This window comes from Pseudomonas sp. GW823-FHT06E10 (assembly GCF_058794995.1).
On sequence record NZ_JBXAHJ010000010.1, the window covers coordinates 207,765 to 232,114 of the forward strand.

Below are 24,350 nucleotides of genomic sequence, written 5' to 3' on the forward strand. Positions count from 1 at the left end.
ACTTATGAGGGTGACCGCATGTCTGACGTTGCGTACGCTGGAAAAGACATCATCGACTCAGCCGTAGGATGCTCGTAGGTGGAGGACAACACGGCACTGAGTCGATCGCCCAACAGATTCCAGGCGCGTTTCTTCTCTTCGGCATAATCGTGATGCAGGTAGTGGCGTCTCACCCGCGAGCCGGCCAGCACGTGGTTTTGGCAGCGATCGATGACGTCCAGGCTGACCCCCAAGGCCTGCATCATGGTTTCGCCCGTACGGCGCAGGTCATGCGGTGTCCAGTCGCCATTCTGGCCGTCGGCAAGCACCAGGGTATCATCGTGACTCCGCCTGGAGAGGGCCTTGCGGTTTTTGAACCGGGCCTGGCGATCACCGACCTGTTTGCTCACCACTTTCACATCCACATGCTGATCATCCTGTTTGTTCGGAAAGCACCACTGAGAGTCTCCCGTTAGGCTCTTGAGTTCCTGAAAAAAATGCAGCGCAAAGGGCGAGAGGAAGACATGGTGGTCCTGTTTCTTGCCGCGGGTGCCTTTGAGGTTTTCACTGGGGAGGAACCAGGTCTGTCGGTCCAGATCGACATTTTTCCATTCGGCCTGCAGCAACTCGCCAATCCGGCACAAGGTGCCCAGGCTAATCCAGAGCGCGAGTTGAGTTTCTTTTTTCAACGGCCGAATGCCGTCGTATTTTTGGCCCGCGGGGAGGGCGTCGTAATCGGCGGTCATTTGCTGGAAGCGGTTGTGCAGTTCCAACAGCTCAGCCGGCGAAAGAATCCGGCTTCTTTCTGCCTCGTAGTCGGCAGGGATCAATGGGGAGATGTCGACGAGCTCAGTTGGATTACCCTCGACCAACAAGGCCCGCCAGGGCTGGCGCTTTCTAGCCCAACTGAACATCTGGGTGAGGTCGGCGAAGAAACTGATGGTTTGCCGGTGAGCGCCGCGGTTGACCACGGCGCGGATCAGCGCCCGAACATCGTGTTCGGAAACATTGTTCACCGCTGTCCTGCCAAGTGCCGGGAATAGGTCCTTGTTAAAACGGCGCTGCAACTCGGCATTGCCGTCTTTGCGCGCCACGCCATCCAGCAACCAGGCCTGGGCCAGATCCTGGACCGTCAGTGTTTGCACCGTCGACGTCTTTACCTGTTCGGCCTCTACGTTAGCAGCGGCATGCGCTTGTGCCTTGACGGTTTTCTTGTGTTCGTTGGGATTGATCTGCTCATCGATGAGCGCTCGGGCATGGTTGCGGGCCTTGCGGATGTCGGTCAGGGATTTGCGTGGCCAGGACCCGCAGGAGTACTCTTTGTTCTGGTCGCCCCACCGATACCGATAGAAAAAACTGACCGACACGCCGTCCTTACGTAGGGAAATTCGACCGGCCAGATTGCCATCCTCCCGGAGGATTCGGCCGGCATCGTTGGCGGTCAGCGACTCGAGTTCTTTGATGGTGATTTTGGCCATAAAATGGGTTCCCCCTACTTTTACCCCCACAAAAACGTCGGCTCTTGATGGACGTTACTGGACTCTCGTAGAGCAGAACACCGCTGGAGCTCATGTAAATACTAGCTTAGAAAAATCCAGAGTGAAATTTTGGAAGCTTTCAAGAAGTATGAAAAAGGAGATGGGGTGCTAGGGGTCGAGTGTTCGAATCACTCCGTCCCGACCATTATTCCTGAGTAAAATCAGACACTTAAGCCGATCAGCTAGATCGGCTTTTTTGTGCCTGCACAAAACTGGCGCAAAACTACCCGGTGATTTCACTGATATTCAGGTCCGGAATTGCCTCGGACCAGACGATTTCCTCGTGGTCCCGCTGGTAGTTTTTGGTCATGCCTTCGCTTGCATGACCAGCGATTTTCTGTCCATCCTTTCCGGCTTTTTTGTACAGGTGCAGCGACAGCGCGCGCACTTCGTGAAAGCCCGGCATCTCTTCTTCTTTCCATCCTGCGTAGCAGTTCGACGCCTCCCGGGCATTCTTTGAATGCTCGCGTCAAATACCTCTCTTCAACCTTCGTCCAGTGATCTTTGTGCTGCGCTTGTTTCTGTTTACGGCGTTCGGGCTGGCGCTCGCTGCGAGGGCGATTGCTGTTCTGATTTGCGGTCTTTTCAATTGCCATGGCTTCGATGTAGACGTCCGCCACGGGTCGAGCTCAATCCGGTCGAAGCCAACGCTCTGTTTTCCTATGGGAAATTCGCGAACGTTCGGCCGGACAGTTTTGTTGAATACATCCCGGCACATTCCCAATTAGCCAGGTGCATCCATGGCTCGGATAAAACGGGGAGGGACGGGCGCGACTTGGGCCGCGCTTCGATTGGACATAGGGATTCTTCGCCCGCCGTTCACCGGCAGGGTTTGTGGTTTAATGAGATACGTTCTTAAAGGAGTTGATGCTATGGAAAAGGCGTTTCGAAATCCGTTGTTCTTAACTGGGCTGCCACTGGCGATCTGCGGCGTTACTATCACCGCGCCCGGTCTTTGGATTCCTGGGTTGGTACTGATGATTGCAGGTTGGGCAAAGGGAAATAAGCGACCCTGACTTTACCGTCGCGGCCCCTTGTAGATGAGCCAGAGCATGTAGAGCGGGGCTGCTATTGGTAAGAGGATCATGCCGCCACCCGCGCTGCCACGATCTCATCGATGAATCCCTGCGGACGTTTCGCAGTGAACTTTCCCTCCCTCTGGGGAACGGACACTATCGCCGACTTCGAGGACGGCACTGACCTGATCAACCTTAGCGCCAGCGGATTGACCTTCGCGAATCTCACTGTTGGAGAACAATTAGGCGAGGCCGTCATAACCGTCACTGGCCAGCCGGGTGTGGGAAGCATCACCTTGACCGGCGTCCCACAGGCAGCCATCACCGAGGCGGACTTCGCCTTTATCTGAGTAATCAGCGCATGCTCACGCCGGGTGATGGCGTGAGCATGCCGAGGAAAAGGGGAGGTATTTCCTTGCTCCGAATGTGCTGTCGAGCGTGACTGGCCTGAGTCACACCGACGTCATCATCACCGCGAGCGTCATCTTGATGAATTCTCCATTTTTATCGATGGCCTTCAGGGCGAGTTGGTTTTCGCTGATCCTGAACAGCAGGGAAGGGAGCAGGTCAGTATTTGGCATCTGCTCTTCCTTCCATCTCGCGTAGCAATTTGCCGCTTCCCACCGGCAGGCTGTATGTGGATTAGTGGATTACGCTGTAAAGCAGGCAACGTGAGAACACAAACGGTCTCTCATCATGGATGGATCAAGATGAAACTGATTTTGGTTGTGCTTGTTGTTGGTCTGTTGGCTTGGAAGCTTTCCCCTGAATTACAGTCCTGGGCTGAGGCTCGGCTATCGAGTCCTCAAAGAATCTCCGTGGTCTTGACTGCGCCGAAGCCTGTTTCGGCTCCAGTCAAATGCGACGGACGCAAGTATTGCTCGCAGATGACGTCGTGCGCAGAGGCCAAAAATTTTCTGCGTAATTGCCCAGGAATGAAAATGGATGGCGACAACGACGGAGTACCCTGTGAGTCGCAGTGGTGCCGGTGACTATTCGCAGTTCACCGGCAGGCTAGTAAGTGGGTCGTGGAAATCTGATGAAGGGCGTAGGGCACGCTTTGAAGGTGAGCTACGTTTTATTGGTTCACCTCGCTAGTTGCGTTACACGCACTCTCCCCGGAGGGGACTGGTGGTAGCGGTTGCGATGATCTATGCCTGAATTCCTATGTCACCCTGTGCAGCTTGTAACGCTCGCTCCTCGGTCAGCGGCGTTAAAGTTGGTTGCGTGTTGCTGGCGTGCAAGTAAAGAAAGTAGTGCCCTGAATCGTCCAGCAATACCCGGCACAGTTCTGATGGCCGAAAGTTGTTACCGATATAAATACTTTCCTTGAGGATCTCGAAAGATTTGATCCCATGCTGTCGCATGGTCGTTTCAAAGGCTTGGTAAAGACCCTCTCTGCGGCGTCGATTGTTTCGAGCATTTAGCTTGAAAAAAACCACCATCAGCACGGCATAGCTGATAAGGAGTATCACAAGGGCGCTAGTCCGCATGCGTGGAGCTCCATGTCCTCTCAATCGCTGTGCATTTCAGTGTAGGCGCGTTCCTGGTGGAGTTTAAGGGAAGGCATGCCTACCGCAACAAGCGATAGGCAATGGGTTCGATGTAAGCCGACTGCAGGTCCCGCTCCGGGATCTCCCAGATGATTTGCTTTGGCGGTGTTTCTTTGAAGGCTGGGCTGTTGAGGTAGCTGTTGGCAGCGCCGGAGAATGCTCCGCCGTCTTTGGCGAAGTTGCCTACGGGGGCGCCCAGCGCCTGCTGCACAAACCCTGCAAAGTTGGAGTTGCGTGAGAATGAAGTGCCGATGAGCGCGGTGTTGGGGAGGTCGGCATCGCCAAAGAGGTCTGCCTCCGTGTCAGGGCTGGCGGCTGACGCAACGGGAAGTTCGTGGGTGCTGGTCTGGGCGACCATTTCGGGTGCGGGTTGCCATTTTAGCGGCAGCCAGTCGATGCCCGCCAGATGGACCAGATCGCCAGGTCGCACCGCGAGCGGGGCATGACTTTCGTTGAACGACCTGCGTGGCGTTGCGCTGATGCCCAGGGGCTTCAGTCGCTGCGCGATAGCCTCGGCCGCCGCCTTCGCGCCGGACTCGCTCCAGTGCGTATCGGTGCGCAACCAGGCACTGGCCCCCAGTGGCGTCAGCGCACCGGTGAGGTCCAGATTCGCCACGCCAGCCACATCCAGCTTCGAAGTCCAGGCCTGGATGCGCCTTTCGTGAGTGGCTGGGCGGTGCAGTGCGCAACGCTGCCCGGAAGCGATGCGGCTCTTGTCTGGAACGATGACCACCAGCAGGCTGATGCCACGTTGGGAGAGCTGCTGCTTCAGATCAATCATTGCCTGGACTTTGGCATCGGCATTGCGCTGTGCTTGATGATTGACCTTGAGCTCATCGGCCAAAAACAACCAGTCAGGACAACCCGAGCGAACCCTTGGCCCGGTGTCACTGAGCAGGAGCCAGCTGACACCGCGCTCCAGCTCGGCGAAGGTCGTGGGGAGTTGAGCGTTCGACAGTTCCCTGGCGATCTGATGAGTGATATCGCCATCAAAAAGCTGCGGGGTCAGCACTTTATCGGGCAACAGCGAGATCTGCCCTGAGACGATCAGACGGCCAGAGGACAGCAGCCCGATGAACAGGAATATCAGCAACGCCACGCCTGCCAGCCGACTGCAGCGTGTCGCCAGCTCATCTGGCTGAGTGGGTGGCGGGGTGTGCTTTGGGGTCGTCATCAGAATTGGAAGTACAGGAAGGGTACGGTTTCGCGACTGGCGATCAGTGCGAACGACAGCATGAAACCGGCAATGGGCCAAAGGGCAGCGGCGTAAAACGCAATGCCGCCCAGTCGTTTCTCACAGTAAGGGCGCAGCAGTGGTGCGATGACACCGAACACACCCAGCAAGCCTGCAAGGCCGTGTACCGGGCGCAGGGTCACTGACAGTTCATCACCGAGGGCGATGCCCTGCAGGCCGAACTGCCCGGCATACAGACTCAACGCGCTATGAAAGTCGGGGGCGCGGAACAGTGTCCAGGCCAGGCACACAAACAGTAGAGTCAGGCCATGGGACAGCACCGGCGGTACAGAGGGCAGGGTGGAACGGCTCCAGGCACGATCAACGCATAACGCGAGGCCATGGGCGCAGCCCCACAGCAGATAATTCCAGCTGTCGCCACCGTGCCAGAGACCGGCGATGGCCATGATCAGGAACAGGTTGCGGTAGGTTTTCCAGGTGCCGTTGCGATTGCCACCCAGCGGAATGTACAGATAGTCACGTAACCAGCTGGACAGCGACAGGTGCCAGCGGCGCCAGAAGTCCTGGATGCTGTTGGCCAGATACGGACGGTCGAAGTTCTCGGGAAAGTGAAACCCCAGCATCAGTCCCAGCCCGATGGCCATGGCACTGTAGCCGGCGAAGTCGAAGAACAGTTGCAAGGAATAGGCAAGGCAGCCGATCCAGGCGTCAGAGAAACTTGGGTTCTGCACATTGAACGCCACATCGACCACGGGCGACAGGGTGTCGGCCACCAGCACCTTCATGCTCATCCCGACCATGAACCTGCGCGCACCCAGCGAGAAGTTCTGCAGGTTGAAACAACGTTGATTCAGCTCGCGCCGAACCCAGTCATAGCGAATGATGGGGCCGGCGACCGAATGGCCGAACATCGAAATATAGGTGGCGTAGTTAATGAAGCTGCGTTCGACCGGCACGGTGCGGCGATGCACATCCACCAGATAGGAAATCGCCTGCAATACGATAAACGACAGCCCGGCCGGCATGATGACCCGCTGCCAGTCCAGGGGCATGGCGCCGTACCAGGTGGCGGCATCGATCAAGGTGCTGGCGACGATGTTGGCGTACTTGTACCAGCACAGCACCGCCGTGTTGAGCACGATCAGCGTTGCGAGTAGCCGTACGCGGCCCTTGCTTTCTTCCCGTAAGGCGTCAATCAGCAAGCCGCCGACCCACGCCGTGATCGTCAGCGCCACATGCACCGCGAGGAACTGTGGGCTCAACCAGCCATAGAACAGCCAGCTGCCGATCAGTAGCGTGACGTTGCGCCAGGCGGTTGGGCACACTGCATAGGCACACAGGAACAGCGGCAGGAACAACGTCAGAAACTCGAGAGAAGCAAAAACCATGGTGGTGGCGCGATCCGATCAGTGGGCCAGGACGTCAGTCGCGAGCAACAGGTAAGGGCCATTTGCGCCAGGCAGCAGCACGACGCTGTAGCGCTCGCCGGCCTTGAGCTGGCCCAGGTCAAGTGGGGCACCGACGTTGGTTTGGGCGCAGACCAATTGAACCGACAGGCTGACCGGGTTGATCGCTCGGCGTTGCACGCTGCCGTTGGCCACTTCCTTGAACAGGTCGGCGTTCTTCCCCGCAGCGCGCAACCCGGCCTGGGTGCACGCAGGATCGGCGCTGATAAACGCCAGCGAGGCCCTCAGGCTATTGAAATCGTCGGGTTGCTCACGGATGACGACCTGGCGGATACCTTGTGCGCTGTCCGGCAAGGCGATGACGCTGGCGAATTCGCCTGCCGCCACCTGAATGTCCAGCGGCTGGCTATTGCCGTTGCGTTCCAGGGTGCCCTTGATCGGTTGGTTGGCGGGCACGGGCAAGTAGTCGGACACAGCATGGGTGCCTTCGAGTTTGAGGCTAGCCCGCGAGCCTTCGGCCAGCAGTTGCAGGGGGCGGTCGGCGGCGTTGATAAAGCGCAGGAAGGCCGAGTCCTGATCCGGGCCCGTCGGGTACAGGGCAATGTCGGCAGCCTCGGCGTGCAGGCTCAACACCAAGGGCGCGAACAGTGCCCAGCTGAATGCGGATCGGGTCATTTACCGGCTCCTGTGCTGCTGATGCGGTCGGCGGGCAGTTTGGCCACGGCATCACCGATCGCATTGCCCCAGGATTGATAACCGGCGACGGTGAAGTGCTGGCCGTCGGTGGTGATCCACTGTCCGGGTTTGGAAAACGTCAGCGAATCGATGTAGGTGCAAGGCGCCACGTTCGCGGCCAGAAACTGCGACATCAACTGGGTGCGGGCGTCATTCTTCTGGTACATGCCACCGGCTTTGCCCCAGGCCGGGCCCACCCAGGCGCAGCGGGTCCCGGTGGCCGCGATGGCCTTGGCCAGGCCGGTGACGCTTTGCCATGCCCAGGCCTTCGGAAACACCGGCTTGTCATAGGACGCCATGGTGTCGCCGATGACCAGTACCACCAGGTCGGGCTTGTCGGCGGCGATCAGGTCCTGGATCGGTGTGGTAGTGGCGTCACGGCCCTTGATCACGATCTTGTCGTTGCCTTTGCGCTCGGCACCGCAGTCGACCTTCTTGCTGATCAGCCAGTCGCCGGCGCTGGCGCCGCAGGCACCGATGGAGTGGACCTGGGCGCCTTGGCGCGTCAGGTTGTCGTGCAGCGGCTCCAGCAAATGGTCCGCAAGGCTCATGTGGCTCTCCCCAAGGACAAGGAGAGTCAGACCGGCAAGGGCAGAAGTGGGCATCGAAAGCTCCAGAATGATCAGTTGGAATAAGGCGAGGTGTACGGGCTGACCGGCAGGCTCATGGGGCCGTTGATCTCCTCGAACTGGTAGCGCAAGGACAGGGCACCGCTGATTTGTTGGTAGTCGCGGGCGTTGTCCAGGCCCAGATTGGCGCCCAGCAGGAACTTCGAAGCGACCTTGTATTCAGCCGCCGCCGCAACGCTGTAGCCGATCCCGGTTTTGTTTTGCCCTGCGTAGCGCAGGCCCGAGGCCGCCTGCAGGGCTTTGTCGGTCGGGAAATAGTCGACGCTGTCCTGCTCGAAATGCTGCACGCCGACCGAACCCTTGACTTGATACGTCAAGCGCCCGGTGCGTTGTGCCCAGGTCACCGGTACACCCAGGGCGAAGAACGTCTGCGGGCTGAAATAGCCGCCGTGGCCGTAGGTGAAATAGTCCTGGTTGTTGGCGTAGCTGATGCCGGTCATGCTCAGGCCGACGGTCAGTTTGCTGTCCGTTGCGTTTTGCAGGTACCAGTACACACCGCTGCCCAGTTCACTGCGGCTGTTGGACTCGACATGGTTGCCCAATAACTGGTGCCAGGAGGCGTAGCCATATACGCCGACTTCGTTGTCGTCGAAGCTCAACTGGCCGCGCCCGCCATTGGCGGTCACTCCGCCCCAGGACTGCCCGCTGCGTTTGTCCGTGGTGCCGGCAAACGAGGTGACGCTGTCAGTCACCGGACGCCGGGAAACGCTCACGCCGTAACGGACATTAGAGGTGTTGCTGATGGGGCGATCAACGCTGATGCCGCCAGTGGCGGTGCTGTATTTGAAGCCGAGGGGGGTGGTGCCGAGATCGGCTTTGAGCCCATCCGCGGGCCGTTGAATGGCGACGGAAAGGCCGACGCCCTCGGCTTTTTGCGAACCGACGCTGCCGCTCTGCGCACCATTGCCAAAACGCGACAACGCCTCGCTGCTGGCACTGCCGGCGTTCAGCGAGACCGGCGTCACGCGCAGGGCGACGCGGCTTTCATCCAGCGGAATATTGATTTCCAGCGGTGTTTCAATGTCGGTCAGTTTGCTCAGTCCCGACTCACTGTCGTTGCTACGAATGCTCACGCCCTGGGTCACGTAGGCACTGCGCTCCTGGAGGATTTTACTCAGTGCCAGTTGTGCGGGACTGATGTCCTCGCTCACCAATGCTGCACGTGGCAGCTGCGACTCGAATGGATTGCTCGCCTGCTGCGGCCTTGGCGGGGCATCGACGCCGAAAGGGGTGTGGGACGTCATGCGGCCCGGCATCTCTTGAACCGGTGGCGGGATGGCTGCCAGTAAAGTGTCGCGACTGACTTCGTTACGTGAGCCCGATAACCCGGCAAAAGGGTTGGGCGCCACCGTCGAACCGGCCAGTTGGCCGCCCTGGCTTCTGCGTTTCTCGCTCTGTTCGATGGCCACGGCCTTGCGCAGCAGATCGGTGGCCGTGCCGGTTTTGCCCATGTTCTGGTAGAGACGTGCGGCCTCAGTCAGCGTTTGAGGGTTACCGGATTCGGTCTTGAGCAGCTGTTGCAGCGCCTGTTCGGCAAAGGCCGTGTCGTGTGCCAGCACCGCCGCGTCGGCAGCACCCAGCAGCAGTTGCGGGTCGTTTGGCTGGTGCTGTAACAGCGGTTTGTAGAGTTCGAGGGCTTTTGCCGTGTCGCCATTGGCCGAGTACATCCGCGCCAGGGCCGCGACGGCAGCGCTGTCACCGGGACGTTGTGCCAGTGCGGGCGCCAGCGTGTCATAGGCATTGGCCAGATCGCCGCGTTCACGCAGTTGGTCAGCCTGGCGGATGCGATAGAGGTAGAGCAGGTCGTCGAAACGCTTGCGAGCCGGCGCGTTCAAGGGCCTGTTCTGAAGGTCGCGCAGAATCTCGTTGACCTGTGCGTCTTCTCCGGATTTAAGCAGGACAGCGGCGTATTGCAGGATGAAATCCGCCGAGGGCGCCGTGGTGTGTTGCAACTGGCCGCGCATGAGGGCCAGTGCACGGGTCGGTTCGCCGATGTCGACATAGGCCGAAGCCAGGCTCGCTGTGCGATCCGGACTGTTGTTGGCCATCGGCTGAATACGATCGAGCAAGGTCAGGGCTTCCTGGCGCTGTCCGCGTTTGCCCAACTCTATCGCTTGGCTGAGTTGCAGGTTGAGGCTGACATCAGCGGCCAGCGCTTGCATGTCCGGGGTGCGCTGGTCGGGGCGCAAGCGTCCCAACGTTGTCTGTGCGGCTTTCCACTCACCCATCTGGACCGACAGCAAGGCGCTGACGTAAAGCGCATCGGCATTGTCGGGATGGGCCTGGAGCATGGCGTTGATCAGGTCCCGGGCCTTTTGCGGTTCGCCCATCGCCAGGTTCAGGCGGGCCAGGGCGAAACGCGTCCAGATGTTGTCCGGTTCGTAGCGCAACGCGTCTTGCAAGGCGTTGCGCGCTGCGGGCAGGTCGTTGCGTTGTTCGGCGAGGGCGGCCAGTTGCGTCGCACGCAAGGCTTTCAGGCGAGCGGATTGGCCGATCTTTGCCTGCCCGGTGGCGGGCAGGCTGTTGATCAGTTGCAGGGCTTCATCGTTCTTGCCGCTCTTGAGCAGCACGTTGATCAGCCCTTCCTGTGCTTGAGGGTCGTCGCGGCGCAGGTTCAATACCTGGCGATAGTTGCCCTGAGCGTCATCGAACTGGCCCGCGCTGGCCTGAATATCCGCCAGGGCGAGGCGAGCGTCGACCCCGTTCGGAGTCAGGCGCAGCGCCTGGTTTACCAGGGCCTGTGCCTGGGCTGACTGGCCTTTGGCCTGGGCGTCCCGAGCCTGCTGCAACGCAGACCAGTAGCGCACTTCGTTCAGTGCGGCTTGCCACTGGCTGCCGTCAGGTTGTCGCGTGGCCTGAACCAGGAGCTTTTCCGCTTCGGCCAGTCGGCGTTGCTGCTGGCGAACAACCCCAAGACCGCCCAGCGCGTCGGCATCATCGGGTTGGGTTTTCAAGCGCGCTTGAAAAGCCTGTTCGGCGGTAGCCTGATCGCCTGCCTTGAGCGCCTTCAGGCCGCGCGCGACGTCGGCGGGCGGTTGCCATCCCTTACTGGCCGTCGTTGCTACTACCTGTTGCTTGCCCTTGTCCATCTGCGCCCGAATTTCCACGTCATCCGGATGCGTCTTGAGGTACGCCTCGAACAACGGCACTTGTGCCGGATTGGGTGGACCGATCCAGGTCAGCGCCAGGCGCCAGCTTTCGTCGGCATCACCGGCAATGTCGGTACGCTGGGTCAGCGCGGCCAGGGCGCGGATACCTTCGGCACGGCTGTCTTCATGGCGCACCAGATGCTTGGCGTAAAACAGCGCGACGATCGAGTCATTGGGCATTTCTCGTTGCAGGCGCTGAAATCCGCTGCGTGCTTCAGGCCAGTCAGCCTGATTGAAGGCAAGGTTGTTGTAATACTCGCGACCGATCGTGCCTTGAGGCGGACGGCCATCGAACAGCGAGCGAAACTCGGCGGTCGCCTTGTCGCGCTCACCGGCATCGACGAGGCGCCGAGCCTCTTCCAGGCGCTGCTGGCTCTGCGGTTGTGCCAGGGCGATGTCCTGCGCCAATTGCAGTGCCTGCCGAGGCGCTGGCTCGATGGCTTGCAAGCGGGCCAGGTATTGCTGCGCCTGTTGTGGCTTGCCCTGTTGCACGCCGATCAAGCCCAGGCCATACAGTGCGTCAACCTGGACCGGGTCCAGCAGCAGGACTTTCAGCCAGACTTCCGCAGCGCGTTGAGGGTTTTTGTGCAACTGCCAGTACTGCCCTTGCTCGACGAGTAATGTCTGTGGCGTCGGACTTTGAGCGTGGGCAGCAGCCGTCCATGCGCTCATGGCGGCGATGGCTAGCGTGCGGTGGTGCGCGTGCATGCGGTCTCCCAGGAGAGTTTCAGCGTTCCGTCTTCCCGGAATCGGTAATGTTTTTCTGCCCAGCCGAGCGCGAACAGGCTGAGCATCAAGTCGTAGTAACGCGGCGGACCGACGTCGGCATCAGGCCTGGCCAGTGCCTCGCGCAAGGCGAGTTCCACGCGGTGTCGCTGCTGATCGGCCAACCCGGGTTGCCCCTTGGCCTGAAGGTAGGGAATCAGCGCAGCCCGGAATCCGAACGGGCTCTGACCCCGGGCACTGCCGTGGCGAACCTCGACTGTTTCCGGGGGGGAACCCGTCGCGACAGTGCTGCGGGCCATGCCGTCCAGCCGTTTGAGCAGCAGCGCTGCCAGCGGCTCGGAGGTATCACTCATGCCCAGCCAGAGGTACACGCGAATGGCGTCGTAGCTGCCCGTGTCGCCATTGATCGGATCGCTGACGAAGACACCCGATTGCGCTGAAGTGCCTTGATAACCGACCCAGTCCGCGACGAAGCCGTGGCGGCTGGATTGGGCGATCATCGTCGCGGTGTTGCGGGCAATCGCTTGCCAGGGCCCGGACGGTGCTTCCTTGGCCAGCCGCCGTAACAGTGGCAGTGGCAGGTAGCTGGGGTTCAGGCGCCAGAGTGCGTCCGGCTGGACGAAGCCCTGTGGTCCAGGCAATACCATCGGACCCAGCCCGGGCAGGTTGACGACCAATTGCGCTTCGATCGTCGCCATCAGGTGCAGGGCGTCCTGGCGATAGTCCGGCCGATCCCACAGGCGTGCGGCTTCGAGCAGGGCATAGGCGATCCACAGGTCGGCGTCGGCGGCCGAATTGACGTCTTGCAGGCGCCACTGACCGTCCGTACCTTGCCCCCATAACCAGCCCGGCAGGCGTGTGGCGATGTCTGCGCCGGCGAGATTGGCCGAGGTCCAGCGCCAGAGCGTGTCGAAGCGTGGCTGATCGTTGCCGATCAGTGCGAAGAGCATGCCGTAGGACTGCCCTTCAGAGGTGCTGTGATTGCTCTTCAGGCTCGATTCCAGAACCCGGCCGTCGTCCTGGACGAAGCGCGTTGCGTAGGTTTGCCACAGTGGCCAGGCTGGCGACTCGCAGGAGTTTGCGGCCGCTATCGCCGGCGCCAGCAGGGCAAGCGCAAGCACCGCGCTCAACCTGCGCGCGTTACCGCGCAGGCCCTGGCGAAGTGAAGTACCCCGGCTGCTCATGGACGACACAGGCCTGCGCGGCTCATTGGCCAAGACGACGTTTGGCCCGTAAGCGCAGGGCCAGATAGGCCATGCAAGCAAGCAGCAGGACCCCGAGGAGGGTGAACAGCATGAGCGCAATTACGTTCTGCGAGAGGTACCACTGCAGATAGCGCAACGGACCCAGGCGCCCGACGTAGTAGTCCTGCTCGGCGACTAACGACTCGACATGCTTGCCCCTGACCACCACCAGACTGCCTTGCAATTGCTGGGCATTTTCTTCGCTGCTGAGCAGGGCGTTGGTCACGTCGGCCAGGCCGTCTGGCCTTGTGCCGGCGATAAACACCACGCTGCGGCCACTCTTGAGCGGCGATTCGAATCCGGTCAGATAAGCACTGCCATCCTCAGCGCTAAACCTGAAGCTGCTGCGCGCTTCGCGTAGATTGGTTTTCGTATCCGGGCTGATCCAGTTGCGCAGGCGCAAGGGCAGGTCAGACAGTTCAAAGTACTGCGCAGCGTCTTCGCCTTTAGCCGGCAGAAGGCTTTGCCATTGCTGTAGCAGCGGCTGATTGTTGCCCGAGGCGAGTACCAGCAAATCCCGGTCGCTTTGCTCGGCCACCTGATCGGCGTGGACCACCTTCACGCCGGTGGCCGGATAACCGGTGGAGTCGCCGAAGCGGCCCAGCAGGGTCAGATAGGCGCTCAGGTCGGCCGGGCCTGGCTCGTTGGGCAGGATCACCGATGTTTCAGACAGGTCGGCCATGCGGGTGAACGGGAAGCCACTGTCCTTGAACACCCCGAGGTTGGGCATGGCCATGAAATGTTCGTACTGGCTGAGGTCCAGGGTCGAGTCCGGATCGATCACACCGCGCATATTGTCGATGATGATGTCGCGGCATTCGCCCTGTTTGATGTAGTCATACATGAAGCGAAATTGCAGGCGCGATTGCAGCGCGACTGAATTGAGCGGCAACAGCATGCGCGACGTGCGGGCCAGGCTGTCGTCGGTTTTGAGCATCGACAGCAGGCTGTCGCTGTTGCCGAGTCTCTCGATCGAAGGCAGGTCGATCGACTTGATAAAGGTGTCGTTGAAACTGATCAGCAACGAAGAGTTTGTGGAGACCGGTTGCGGCGTATAGCGGTATTTCAGGTCAAGTTGCGCACCGGGCTCACGCCAGTTGAACAGGTCGGGTGGCAAGCGCAGCGCTACCGTCATTTGTCCCGGGTTGTAACCCGACACATTGAGTTCTGCGGGCTTGGCCAGCTCACCCAGGCGAACCGGGCGATCGGAGGGCAGCCAGTTTGGCGCGTCGTACGGTTGGCGTGGCTTGAGCGAGTCGATCCGGTCGATCACCACGCTCTGTCCGGAAAAGGCCGAGCCGCCGAGGACCAACGCTGTCGCGGCGACCTTGAGATCGGCGCCATCGCGCCCGGAGACGATCAACAGTTTGCCCTGAGCATCATTCGGGTTGCTCATGAGGGTCAATGTCGGCCCCGTGGCCTCTTTGATCGGCAAACCACTCAAGGTCGTTGATTCGTTACCGATGACAAACACCACCGCGTTGCCCTTGGCCGGCAGGCTGGTGAGGCTGGCGGGGAAGGTTGCGCCACGGTAGCTGGCCAGGGCGCCAAACCAGGACGACAGGATCCCGGCGGCCTCAAGCTCAGGACCGCCCGGGCGGGCGGCGAACACGAAGGGCAGCTTCAGGGGCGAGGCGTCTCGACGATCGAACAGGGGAAGCGGCAGAGCGGACAGGTCGTTGGGCTGTTTAATCGACGTCACCTGGAGGCTCAGCTGGCTCTCGTTGCCGATCCTGGCCCAAAGGCTGGAGTGCAAAGGGTCTTCACATTGCATCGTGTAATGACCGATGAACTGCAGGCTGAGCCGATTGAATTCGGTGATGGTCTGCGGCGGAATCTGCACGGTCCGGGTCTGCAATTTACCGGCCTCTTCCTTCGGGAGGGGCAGGCTGGCGGCCACTTGATCGTTGATCAGCACGTTGATTTGCGAAAGGTCGGCCAGCAGCGCCGGTGAGTAGCTGTACTGCAGCGTGACCTGTGCAGCCGTGACGACCTCATCGGCGCGCACATCGAAATTCACACTGTCGGTCGCCTCCACGCCTTTAAGGGTCATCGAATAGCTTTTGCCCAGCTCCTTGAGGGTGCGGGTATAGCTGTTGCTCGGGGTATCGGTCCCGGGCAGCGATGCGACCGTCATCACCACCGGTTCTGTGGCGCTGATTTGGGCGGCAGCATTCAACGCCCAGCCGTTCCAGCCCACTAGCGAGCAGGCGATCAGCATGAGTGAGCGACGAGGAAGAAAGGTCCGGCGAGTGGAAGGCTTCAAGATCGTTGCGTGTCCGCGGTGGAGTCGATGGGTGATGGAGTGTCGGGGCGTTTGCGCAGCAGCGCGTGGCTGTCCTTCAGGCTTGCAACGAACAAGCGCAGGATGGCGCGTAAGCCAATGCTGCTGACCTCGCGCAATGCCGACATGGGCGCGTCGAGGCGGCCGTTACCCCAGGTATTGGCCCAGGTGTCGGCCCGTGAAAAGGTCAGTCGCACCAGTTCACTTTGCTGGCGCAGGGTCAAACCTTCGAATTGCACGCCTGCAACGCCGTCGTTGTTGAAGATCGTTGTTGCGGGAAATAGGCTTGAAGGCGGCGTGCGCAGAATGCACAGCCGCAGCTTCTCATTGACGCTGAGCTGAACCTGCGGTGGCAGTGCCAGACCCACGCCGTTTTGTGAGAAGTCCTGAGTTTTGCAATCGAACCAGGTGCCGTCTTCGCGGTAGACACGCACGGGCAGGTCAGCGGGCACCCTGGGTTCGTTGCGTACCTGGGAGGACTCAGTGGCCACCGCTACGGCGGTGCTGACGATAATGATGTTGTACACGGTCCAGGCCAGGTTGATCAGCAAGGTCGTGACCTCGGCCGAATCACTCCCGACCAGCTTCATCACGCCAATCACCAGACCGATCATGTTCAAGGTCAGCAGCACGATGTAAGGCCGTGCAAGCTTCCAGTCGAAATAGTCCTTCTCGATGGTGCCGCCCTTGTCGGTCACATTGAACTTGCCCAGCGAAGGGCTGATCAGGGCCAACAGTACCGGTCGCATGATGTACCAGGCCAACACCGACTCATACACTTCGTTCCAGAAGGAATGACGGAAACGTCCCTGGATGGCGGAGTTGGTCAGGCTGGAATGGAAAATATGCGGCAGTACATAGACCGTGACCATCAACGCCGAGGCATGGAAAATCTGCGCGTCGAAAAACAGATAGGCCAAGGGTGCGGTCAAGAACACCAGCCGGGGCAGGCTGTAGAAAAAGTGCATCATGGCGTTGAGGTAGCAGATGCGCTGCCCCAGGTTCAGACCTTTACCAAATAGCGGATTGTCGGTCCGAAAAATCTGCGCCATGCCTCGCGCCCAACGTATGCGCTGGCTGATGTGTCGGGAAAGGCTTTCGGTGGCAAGGCCCGCCGCTTGTGGAATGGCGAGATAGGCCGTATTGAAGCCACGGCGATTGAGCTTGAGTGCCGTGTGCGCATCCTCCGTCACGGTTTCGGTGGCGATGCCGCCGACTTCCAGCAAGTGAGTCCGCCGGATGACCGCGCAAGAGCCGCAGAAAAATGCTGCGTTCCACAGGTCGTTGCCGTCCTGCACCAGGCCGTAGAACAACTCACCTTCATTGGGTACCGAGCGAAAGGTATCGAGGTTTTTTTCGAACGGATCGGGTGAATAGAAGAAGTGCGGTGTTTGCAGCAACGCCAGGTTCGGGTCCTTTGAAAACCAGCCCATGGTGATCTGCAGGAAGGAGCGGGTGGGCACGTGGTCGGCATCGAATATGGCGATGAACTCGCCGTCGGTGACTTTGAGTGCTTCGTTGAGGTTGCCGGCCTTGGCATGGTCATTGTTGTCGCGGGTGATGTAGTTGACACCAATCTGCTGACAGAAAGCCTTGAATTCCTCCCGGCGTCCGTCATCGAGCATGTGCACCCGCAGTTTGCCCTCGGGCCAGTCGATGGCCTGAGCGGCAAGCACTACCAGTTTGACGATGCCCAACGCTTCGTTATAGGTGGGAATGAAAACGTCTACCGTCGGCCATTCAGCGGGCGGCTGTTGCAGAAACTGCGGTTTACGATGCAGCGGCCAAGCGGTCTGTACGTAGCCGAAGACGAGGATGAGCAAGGCATACAGCTCGGCCAGCACCAGCCCGTAGCCAAATACGGCATCCTGCCAATTGTCGAAGCCCAGGGTGTCAGTCAGGCGCCAGTACATGTAGCGCAGCGAAGCGATCAGCGAGAGGGTGATCAGGGTCAGGATCGCCAAACGCCCGGCTTGCTTGCGGATGATCAGGCTGGTGGCGAAACAGACGGCAGCAAACGCGGCCTGGGAATACAGGTTCAGCGGCGCGGTGAGGATACCCAGCACCAGCAATGCGGCGAACAGCCCGGCTGAGAGCTTCAGACCTTGGCGCCAACGCTTGGGCCATCGACTGACGTGAGCCTGGAAAGTGTCCAATAGCTCCTCCAGCCACCACGCCTTCGCAGGTGCCTGATTCAGCCGGGCGGTCATGGCGTGCCCTGCAGGCTGGAAGCATCCGTGAAAAGCAGGGCATGGACCGTGCCTGACAGCGAGAGAATATCCTGACAGCCAATGCTTTCAGGTGCGTACTGCAGCAGGTCCCGACCATAGGCCAGCGACTCGTTGAACTGGTGATCGAGGCGAATCGTCCCGATCAGGTTGGCGCCGAGCCGCCGCCGAAACAGCACGCCCATGTCCCTGCAGAACGAACGCGAGTCATCCCGTTGGTTGAGCACATACCGGTGCCGCTGCGCGCGTCTTGGGCTGGTTTCCAGCCACTGGGTCATAGTGTCCAGTGCCAGGTAGGAGGCCGCGTCGGCCACCGTCATTACCAGCACCAGATCGGCGGCGTCGAGTGCCTGTTGCGAATAGACGGTCGCACCCGAAGGAGTGTCCAGGATCACGGTATCGTTTTCGCTGAGGTTCATTGACGCAAGGTGCTGATTCAACCAGTCAGAATCTTCAAGCATCAACTGCTTGAGCAATCGGCGGTCGTTCACCTCGCCAGTGCCGAAGGGCAGGCACTCGCTGTCGCTAAAGCCCGGCAGGCGATGAGCGCCCCAGTCTGCGTGCTGTTCTTTGAGCTGGATCAGCCCGGGAACCTGCCGGGTGATACCCAAGTGGCCGGACAGCGCGTTCTGAGGGTCCAGATCAATAGCGATGGTACGCCCGCCAGGGCGCCGAAGGGTTTTTGCGAGGCCGGCGGCGACGGTGCTTTTACCCACTCCACCATTCGCCGAAACGATAGCAATGACCTTCGCCTTGGTCCGCTTGCGAGTTATTTCTGGTAGACCGTCCCGACGAACCTGGTTGAGTTCACGCAACAGGTCGCTCAATCGCTGACGATCGCACGTAGCAGAACTCGCAGGTGGCTTGGTCAGGGGAGGGGATATGGGTGAAGGTTGCGAGAGGACAACATTCTTCACAGGCTCGACCAACGCGCCAACCAATAAAGAAGGCTGTGGCTCGTCCATTAGAAATACAGGGGGCGTTGGCGTTGGTGTTGGTGTTGGGGGAGGCAAGGCCACCGACGGTTCTGGCTCAGCGAGTGCTGGTGTAACCGGGTCGTCTTTGAAATCTTTGTAGTTCGGTTGTATTTCCTGGTAACTCTCCGCATTGGCGCCAAAACGTGTAAAGAGTTTCGCAATATCGTCTACATATTTCATGCGTTGTACCAGTTATGAAATAACTCAGAAACTCAGCATTCCATTAACTTTTAAAAGTTGATGCGTCGTCTTGGCGTTGGCAGAGTGCCATTAATCTAGGGTGTCTACGTCTTAGTGTCAACGAATGTTATAAGAAGTCAGCGAGACTAATTGATGTTGGTCTGACTGTTATTGGGAGGGGTGTTATTTGTGGAAAGTGTGAGTGTTAGAGTTTGTCCAGTAATCACTGTTCAATAAGGTGTAACAGGATGAAAGGTAATGGGGGTACTTGTCCGGATAAATAACTTTCGGTGCGATGGAGTGTGAATGTTGATCGCCTTCGATGAGAAGAGTGATGCGCAGGATGGTCCGTTTTTACTGGGCTTGAAGATGGGTAAATTGAACCAGGGATGAGTATTGATTAACTGTATGGGGTGGCAGGGAGCGAGTTTCAATCACTCCGTCCCGACCCTGTTTTTCAATGAATTAGCCCAGCCTGAGAAGGCTGGGCTTTTTCGTGTCTGAAAATTACCCCTATTTATACCGGCCCTAGCGCCGATCCAGCCAAACCGTTTGTGCATTACAGAATTCACGCACACCGAAATGCGAGAGTTCACGGCCAAAGCCACTCTTCTTCACGCCACCAAAACTGACACGCGGATCGCTGGCGCTATAGCCGTTGATGAACACGCCGCCGGTTTCAAGTTCGCTGGCCATCTGCCGGGCGAGTTCAACATTGCGCGTGTAGAGGGTGGCGGTGAGGCCGAACTCGCTATCATTGGCCAACTCCAGCGCATGGGCTGCGTCTCGGGCCGTGATGATTGAGGCCACTGGACCAAACAATTCCTGTTTGAATGATGTCATCTGATCGGTCACGTCGCCGAGTACAGTGGGCTCATAGTAGTTACCTGGGCCTTCAGCCTTCTTTCCACCCATCAGCAACGTCGCGCCTTCTTTTAGTGTGTCGCGCACCTGTTGATCCAGTTCATCGCGCAGATCGAAGCGAGCCATCGGGCCGATATAGGTGGTGGTAGCCAGTGGATCACCGACAACCAGTTGTTGGGTGGCCTCGACGAACTTGCGGGTAAATTCCCGGGCAATGCCTTGCTCGACTATCAGTCGTTTGGCTGCGGCGCAGACTTGTCCGGTGTTTTGATAGCGCCCGATCACGGCGGCTTTTACCGCCTCATCGAGGTCCGCGTCGTCCAGCACGATAAAGGGGTCGGAGCCACCCAGTTCCAATACGCATTTCTTCAGTGCGGCTCCGGCCTGAGCACCGATGGCCATGCCCGCTCGCACGCTACCGGTGAGGGTGACGGCCGCGATGCGTGGATCGGCGATCGCCTTGGATACACCGTCCGGGGTGACGTTGATGACCTCGAAAACACCTTCGGGGAAGTCCGCTTGCTTGAAGGCCTCCAGCAGCAGGTAGGTGCTGCCCATGACGTTTGGCGCGTGCTTGAGTACGTAGGTATTGCCGGCGAGCAGGGTGGGGACCGCGCCACGCAGGACTTGCCAGATGGGGAAGTTCCACGGCATCACGGCGAGAATCGGGCCCAGGGGGCGATATTCAATGCGTGCCTTGCCGCCTTCCACCAGAGTCGGTTCCGGGCTCAGCATGGCGGGGCCGTGTTCGGCGTACCACTGGCAGAGCTGCGCACATTTTTCAATTTCACCGCGGGCCTGAGCAATTGGCTTACCCATTTCCTGGGTGATCATGTTCGCCATGGCCTGTGCATTGTTGCGCAAGGCCTGACCGAGGTTGATCAACAATTGCGCGCGCTGTTCAACCGGTTTGCCGCGCCAGGCGCGAAACCCGGTAGCGGCCCGCGTCAGCGCGGCCTGTAATGCCGAATCGGATTCGAAAGGGTAATGGCCGATCTGCTCGCCCGTGGCGGGGTTGATCGAAATGGCATGGGTAAGGCTGGATACGTTGGTCATGGCACCGTCCTGCGAGGTAGGAATGTGCTCAGGTTATGGGGCTATATGTTTTCTGGAAACTGAATAATACTGAGCATAACGTTCACGTTTGGAGAATGACTTGGATCTGGTTCAGCTCGAAATTTTCAAGGCTGTCGCCGAGCACGGCAGCATCAGCGTGGCCGCCCAGCATATCCACCGGGTGCCATCGAATCTCACGACCAGAATCAAACAGCTTGAACTGGACCTGGGTGTGGATCTGTTTATTCGTGAGAAGAGTCGCCTGCGCCTGTCGCCGGCCGGCTGGAGCTTTCTGGATTACGCTCGACGTATTCTCGACCTGGTTCAGGAGGCGCGCGCCACCGTGGCGGGTGAAGAACCGCAGGGAGCCTTCGCCCTGGGGTCGCTGGAAAGTACTGCAGCGGTACGTATTCCAGAGCTATTGGCCGCCTATAACCAGAAGCACGCCAAGGTCGAACTGGACCTGTCCACCGGCCCCTCCGGGACCATGATCGATGGAGTGCTGTCCGGGCGGCTGGCCGCTGCATTTGTCGATGGTCCGGTGTTGCATCCGGCGCTGGAGGGCGTGCCTGCATTCGAGGAGGAAATGGTCCTGATCGCCCCAATCAACCATGACCCGATTCATCGGGCCAAGGATGTGAATGGCGAAAACATCTATGCCTTCCGCTCCAACTGCTCTTATCGCCATCATTTCGAAAGCTGGTTCGCCAATGGCGCGGCGGTGCCCGGCAAGATTTTCGAAATGGAGTCCTATCACGGCATGCTGGCCTGCGTCAGCGCCGGTGCCGGCCTGGCGCTGATGCCCCGCAGCATGCTCGAAAGCATGCCTGGATGCACGACGGTCAGCGTCTGGCCGTTGTCGGAGTCGTTCCGCTATTTACGCACCTGGTTGGTGTGGCGCAGAGGGACCGTGTCGCAGAGCCTGACGATGTTTGTGCGCTTGCTTGAGGAGCGCGGTGTGGTGTTGATCGATAAATAGCGGAAAGTTAACGGTCTGTGCCGAAAAACCGGATAATGGCGGCCAAATCGTTTAGCTCGTTATTCTGGTAATCGCACATGGAAATCAAGGTCAACTTTCTCGACAACCTTCGACTTGAAGCCAAGTTCGACGACTTCACGGTGATTGCCGATCAACCCATTCGCTACAAGGGCGATGGCTCGGCACCGGGGCCGTTCGATTACTTCCTGGCTTCGTCGGCGTTGTGTGCGGCGTACTTCGTGAAGCTGTATTGCGAAACTCGCAATATCCCCACCGAAAATATCCGCCTGTCGCAGAACAACATTGTTGATCCGGAAAACCGCTACAACCAGATTTTCAAGATTCAGGTTGAATTGCCGGCGGACATTTCCGCCAAGGACCGTCAGGGGATCTTGCGCTCCATCGACCGTTGTACGGTAAAGAAGGTGGTGCAAACCGGGCCTGAGTTTGTGATTGAAGAGGTCGAAAACCTCGACGCCGATGCCCAGGCGTTGCTGATGCCGCACTCGACCAGCGAAGCGGGCACCTACATTGTGGGCAAGGACCTGCCGCTGGAGCAAACCATCGCCAACATGTCGGGCATCCTGGCTGACCTGGGCATGAAGATTGAAATCGCTTCGTGGCGCAATATCGTTCCCAATGTGTGGTCGCTGCACATCCGCGATGCGCACTCGCCAATGTGCTTTACCAACGGCAAAGGCGCGACCAAGGAAGGCGCGCTGGCATCGGCACTGGGCGAGTTTATCGAGCGGCTCAACTGCAACTTCTTCTACAACGATCAGTTCTGGGGCGAGGACATCGCCAACGCGGCGTTTGTGCATTACCCGGACGAGCGCTGGTTCAAGCCTGGCCCGAAGGACGAACTGCCGACTGAAATCCTCGACGAGTACTGCCTGAAGATTTACGACCGGGATGGCGAGTTGCGTGGTTCGCATCTGTACGACACCAACTCCGGCAACACCCAGCGTGGCATTTGTTCACTGCCGTTTGTGCGCCAGTCGGACAATGAGGTGGTGTACTTCCCGTCCAACCTGATCGAAAACCTGTTCCTGAGCAATGGCATGAGCGCCGGCAACACCCTGGCCGAAGCCCAGGTGCAGTGCCTGTCGGAGATCTTCGAGCGCGCGGTCAAACGCGAAATCCTCGAAGGCGAAATGGCCCTGCCGGATGTGCCGCAGGAAGTACTGGCGAAATACCCGGGGATTCTGGCTGGTATCCAGGCCCTGGAAGAGCAGGGTTTCCCGGTGCTGGTCAAGGATGCATCGCTGGGCGGGGAGTTCCCGGTGATGTGTGTGACCTTGATGAACCCGCGTACCGGTGGCGTGTTTGCCTCGTTCGGCGCGCACCCAAGCCTGGAAGTGGCGTTGGAGCGCAGCCTGACGGAGCTGCTGCAAGGCCGCAGTTTCGAAGGCCTGAACGATCTGCCTCAGCCGACCTTCGAAGGTCAGGCGGTGACTGAGCCGAACAACTTCGTCGAGCACTTTATCGATTCCAGTGGTGTGGTCTCGTGGCGCTTCTTTAGTGCAAAACCGGATTTTGAATTCGTTGAGTGGGATTTCTCCGGTCAAGGCGAAAACTCCAATACCGAAGAGGCCGCGACTCTGTTCGGCATTCTCGAAGACATGGGCAAAGAAGTGTACATGGCAGTCTATGAGCACATTGGTGCCAAGGCCTGCCGCATTCTGGTGCCGGGTTACTCGGAAATTTATCCGGTAGAAGATTTGATCTGGGATAACACCAACAAAGCGTTGCAGTTCCGCGCTGACATCCTGAACCTGCACAGCCTGAGCAAAGTCGGCCTGAGATCGCTGGCCCAGGGTCTGGAAAACAGCGAGCTGGATGACTACACCGACATCACCACTTTGATCGGCATCGAGTTCGACGACAACACGCCTTGGGGCAAGTTGACGATCCTGGAGCTGAGGCTGCTGATTTATCTCGCCTTGCAGAAGTTTGATCAGGCCAAGGATCTGGTGGAAGCCTTCTTGCAATACAACGACAACACCGTCGAGCGCGGCTTGTTTTATCAAGCCGTGAACGTCGTGCTGGAAATGCAGCTGGACGATGATCTGGAACTGAGCGACTACGAGGTCAACTTCCGCCGGATGTTCGGCAACGAGCGGATGGACGCGGCGATAGGGTCCGTGGATGGCAGCGTGCGATTCTATGGTCTGACGCCGACGAGCATGAAACTGGAAGGGCTCGACAGGCACCTTCGCCTGATCGACAGCTACAAAAAGCTGTACATGGCGCGGGCGAGGGTGTCGGCTTTGTTCAACTGATAGCGATAACAAAAAAGCACCTTGGGTGCTTTTTTGTTTTTTGGCGGTCAGTCAATCGTCTGTGCGCGTGGGCTGATTTTTTGGCTATGACATGGGCTGTGGCTGCCTATGGGGAAGCTCTTCTATATAGAAGGGCGTTCTGGCTCCTCTATATAGGCGTCCTTTGGGGCGTATTGCTGCTTTCTGCAGCTTATTGATAGAAAACCCGAATCAGTGCTTGACGGCAGATTACAGATGTCTATAATTCGCCCCGCTTCCGGCGCAGTCGAAACGGAAAACTCCTTGGTAAACAAAGAGTTACGCAGTTTTCGGCAGCAGGTTGCTTCAGTT

The 24,350-nt window shown here is 59.1% G+C and carries 17 protein-coding genes and 1 pseudogene; 4 read left to right on the forward strand and 14 right to left on the reverse strand.

Annotated features, from left to right (window positions below):
* Positions 1–2: 2 nt before the first annotated feature.
* Both AC1Q6Y_RS18110 and AC1Q6Y_RS18115 read right to left on the reverse strand, forming a co-directional pair.
* The gene (locus AC1Q6Y_RS18110; protein ID WP_492624925.1) at positions 3–1,457 is read right to left on the reverse strand and encodes a tyrosine-type recombinase/integrase; all 1,455 of its coding nucleotides are present in this window, start codon (positions 1,455–1,457) and stop codon (positions 3–5) included.
* A gap of 283 nt (positions 1,458–1,740) precedes the next feature.
* Positions 1,741–2,062: pseudogene (locus tag AC1Q6Y_RS18115) on the reverse strand (site-specific integrase); the annotation flags it as partial.
* Positions 2,063–2,658: 596 nt separating this feature from the next.
* On the opposite strand from AC1Q6Y_RS18115, the gene AC1Q6Y_RS18120 reads away from it, so the two are divergent.
* The gene (locus AC1Q6Y_RS18120; protein WP_489340323.1) at positions 2,659–2,883 is read left to right on the forward strand and encodes a hypothetical protein; all 225 of its coding nucleotides are present in this window, start codon (positions 2,659–2,661) and stop codon (positions 2,881–2,883) included.
* 102 nt (positions 2,884–2,985) lie between these two features.
* Here the strand turns inward: AC1Q6Y_RS18120 and AC1Q6Y_RS18125 are convergent, their stop codons facing one another.
* Positions 2,986–3,114, reverse strand: coding sequence for a hypothetical protein (locus tag AC1Q6Y_RS18125; protein WP_256353585.1), 129 nt, complete (start codon positions 3,112–3,114; stop codon positions 2,986–2,988).
* A gap of 129 nt (positions 3,115–3,243) precedes the next feature.
* Between AC1Q6Y_RS18125 and AC1Q6Y_RS18130 the strand changes: the two genes are divergently transcribed.
* Positions 3,244–3,525: an excalibur calcium-binding domain-containing protein gene (locus AC1Q6Y_RS18130; protein ID WP_340317129.1), complete on the forward strand. Its 282-nt coding sequence runs from the start codon at positions 3,244–3,246 to the stop codon at positions 3,523–3,525.
* Between the two features lie 159 nt (positions 3,526–3,684).
* Here the strand turns inward: AC1Q6Y_RS18130 and AC1Q6Y_RS18135 are convergent, their stop codons facing one another.
* The 11 genes from AC1Q6Y_RS18135 to AC1Q6Y_RS18185 form a co-directional block, all read right to left on the reverse strand.
* Complete coding sequence (locus tag AC1Q6Y_RS18135) at positions 3,685–4,026, reverse strand: hypothetical protein (RefSeq protein ID WP_492624926.1); 342 nt, start codon at positions 4,024–4,026, stop codon at positions 3,685–3,687.
* Positions 4,027–4,105: 79 nt separating this feature from the next.
* A complete protein-coding gene (locus AC1Q6Y_RS18140; RefSeq protein WP_492624927.1) occupies positions 4,106–5,260 on the reverse strand; it encodes an alginate O-acetyltransferase AlgX-related protein in 1,155 nt (384 codons plus the stop codon).
* Complete coding sequence (locus AC1Q6Y_RS18145; RefSeq protein ID WP_492588471.1) at positions 5,260–6,669, reverse strand: MBOAT family O-acyltransferase; 1,410 nt, start codon at positions 6,667–6,669, stop codon at positions 5,260–5,262. The genes AC1Q6Y_RS18140 and AC1Q6Y_RS18145 overlap by 1 nt, the downstream gene beginning before the upstream one ends.
* 18 nt (positions 6,670–6,687) lie before the next feature.
* Positions 6,688–7,362 (reverse strand): alginate O-acetyltransferase AlgF, encoded by a 675-nt coding sequence (locus tag AC1Q6Y_RS18150; protein ID WP_492624928.1) that lies wholly within the window; start codon positions 7,360–7,362, stop codon positions 6,688–6,690.
* Complete coding sequence (locus tag AC1Q6Y_RS18155) at positions 7,359–8,027, reverse strand: SGNH/GDSL hydrolase family protein (protein ID WP_057715532.1); 669 nt, start codon at positions 8,025–8,027, stop codon at positions 7,359–7,361. The genes AC1Q6Y_RS18150 and AC1Q6Y_RS18155 overlap by 4 nt, the downstream gene beginning before the upstream one ends.
* A gap of 17 nt (positions 8,028–8,044) precedes the next feature.
* Complete coding sequence (locus tag AC1Q6Y_RS18160; protein ID WP_492624929.1) at positions 8,045–11,908, reverse strand: cellulose synthase subunit BcsC-related outer membrane protein; 3,864 nt, start codon at positions 11,906–11,908, stop codon at positions 8,045–8,047.
* Positions 11,884–13,110: a cellulose synthase complex periplasmic endoglucanase BcsZ gene (gene bcsZ / locus AC1Q6Y_RS18165; protein ID WP_492624930.1), complete on the reverse strand. Its 1,227-nt coding sequence runs from the start codon at positions 13,108–13,110 to the stop codon at positions 11,884–11,886. The genes AC1Q6Y_RS18160 and bcsZ overlap by 25 nt, the downstream gene beginning before the upstream one ends.
* Before the next feature lie 22 nt (positions 13,111–13,132).
* Entirely contained in the window at positions 13,133–15,436 is a 2,304-nt protein-coding gene (gene bcsB / locus AC1Q6Y_RS18170; RefSeq protein ID WP_492624931.1) for a cellulose biosynthesis cyclic di-GMP-binding regulatory protein BcsB, read from the reverse strand.
* On the reverse strand, positions 15,433–17,664 hold the full coding sequence (bcsA, locus tag AC1Q6Y_RS18175; RefSeq protein ID WP_492624932.1) for a UDP-forming cellulose synthase catalytic subunit: 2,232 nt from the start codon (positions 17,662–17,664) through the stop codon (positions 15,433–15,435). The genes bcsB and bcsA overlap by 4 nt, the downstream gene beginning before the upstream one ends.
* The gene (gene bcsQ, locus AC1Q6Y_RS18180; protein WP_492624933.1) at positions 17,661–18,839 is read right to left on the reverse strand and encodes a cellulose biosynthesis protein BcsQ; all 1,179 of its coding nucleotides are present in this window, start codon (positions 18,837–18,839) and stop codon (positions 17,661–17,663) included. Before bcsQ ends, bcsA begins: the two co-directional genes overlap by 4 nt.
* Before the next feature lie 528 nt (positions 18,840–19,367).
* Positions 19,368–20,759, reverse strand: coding sequence for an aldehyde dehydrogenase family protein (locus tag AC1Q6Y_RS18185; protein ID WP_090454670.1), 1,392 nt, complete (start codon positions 20,757–20,759; stop codon positions 19,368–19,370).
* Between the two features lie 100 nt (positions 20,760–20,859).
* Here AC1Q6Y_RS18185 and ptrR point away from each other — a divergent pair, with 100 nt between their 5' ends.
* Both ptrR and AC1Q6Y_RS18195 read left to right on the forward strand, forming a co-directional pair.
* Positions 20,860–21,738 (forward strand): putrescine utilization regulator PtrR, encoded by an 879-nt coding sequence (gene ptrR, locus AC1Q6Y_RS18190; protein WP_057715525.1) that lies wholly within the window; start codon positions 20,860–20,862, stop codon positions 21,736–21,738.
* Positions 21,739–21,815: 77 nt separating this feature from the next.
* Complete coding sequence (locus tag AC1Q6Y_RS18195; RefSeq protein WP_492624934.1) at positions 21,816–24,020, forward strand: OsmC domain/YcaO domain-containing protein; 2,205 nt, start codon at positions 21,816–21,818, stop codon at positions 24,018–24,020.
* The last annotated feature ends 330 nt before the right edge of the window (positions 24,021–24,350 follow it).

Excerpts from the sequence above, each read along its gene's own strand:
- AC1Q6Y_RS18135 (WP_492624926.1), bottom strand. The coding sequence starts at position 4,026 with ATGCGGACTAGCGCCCTTGTGATACTCCTTATCAGCTATGCCGTGCTG.
- AC1Q6Y_RS18160 (WP_492624929.1), bottom strand. The coding sequence starts at position 11,908 with ATGCACGCGCACCACCGCACGCTAGCCATCGCCGCCATGAGCGCATGG.
- AC1Q6Y_RS18195 (WP_492624934.1), top strand. The coding sequence starts at position 21,816 with ATGGAAATCAAGGTCAACTTTCTCGACAACCTTCGACTTGAAGCCAAG.
- AC1Q6Y_RS18155 (WP_057715532.1), bottom strand. The coding sequence starts at position 8,027 with ATGCCCACTTCTGCCCTTGCCGGTCTGACTCTCCTTGTCCTTGGGGAG.
- AC1Q6Y_RS18140 (WP_492624927.1), bottom strand. The coding sequence starts at position 5,260 with ATGACGACCCCAAAGCACACCCCGCCACCCACTCAGCCAGATGAGCTG.
- AC1Q6Y_RS18110 (WP_492624925.1), bottom strand. The coding sequence starts at position 1,457 with ATGGCCAAAATCACCATCAAAGAACTCGAGTCGCTGACCGCCAACGAT.
- AC1Q6Y_RS18145 (WP_492588471.1), bottom strand. The coding sequence starts at position 6,669 with ATGGTTTTTGCTTCTCTCGAGTTTCTGACGTTGTTCCTGCCGCTGTTC.
- AC1Q6Y_RS18130 (WP_340317129.1), top strand. The coding sequence starts at position 3,244 with ATGAAACTGATTTTGGTTGTGCTTGTTGTTGGTCTGTTGGCTTGGAAG.
- AC1Q6Y_RS18125 (WP_256353585.1), bottom strand. The coding sequence starts at position 3,114 with ATGCCAAATACTGACCTGCTCCCTTCCCTGCTGTTCAGGATCAGCGAA.
- bcsQ (WP_492624933.1), bottom strand. The coding sequence starts at position 18,839 with ATGAAATATGTAGACGATATTGCGAAACTCTTTACACGTTTTGGCGCC.
- AC1Q6Y_RS18185 (WP_090454670.1), bottom strand. The coding sequence starts at position 20,759 with ATGACCAACGTATCCAGCCTTACCCATGCCATTTCGATCAACCCCGCC.
- AC1Q6Y_RS18150 (WP_492624928.1), bottom strand. The coding sequence starts at position 7,362 with ATGACCCGATCCGCATTCAGCTGGGCACTGTTCGCGCCCTTGGTGTTG.
- bcsZ (WP_492624930.1), bottom strand. The coding sequence starts at position 13,110 with ATGAGCAGCCGGGGTACTTCACTTCGCCAGGGCCTGCGCGGTAACGCG.
- bcsA (WP_492624932.1), bottom strand. The coding sequence starts at position 17,664 with ATGACCGCCCGGCTGAATCAGGCACCTGCGAAGGCGTGGTGGCTGGAG.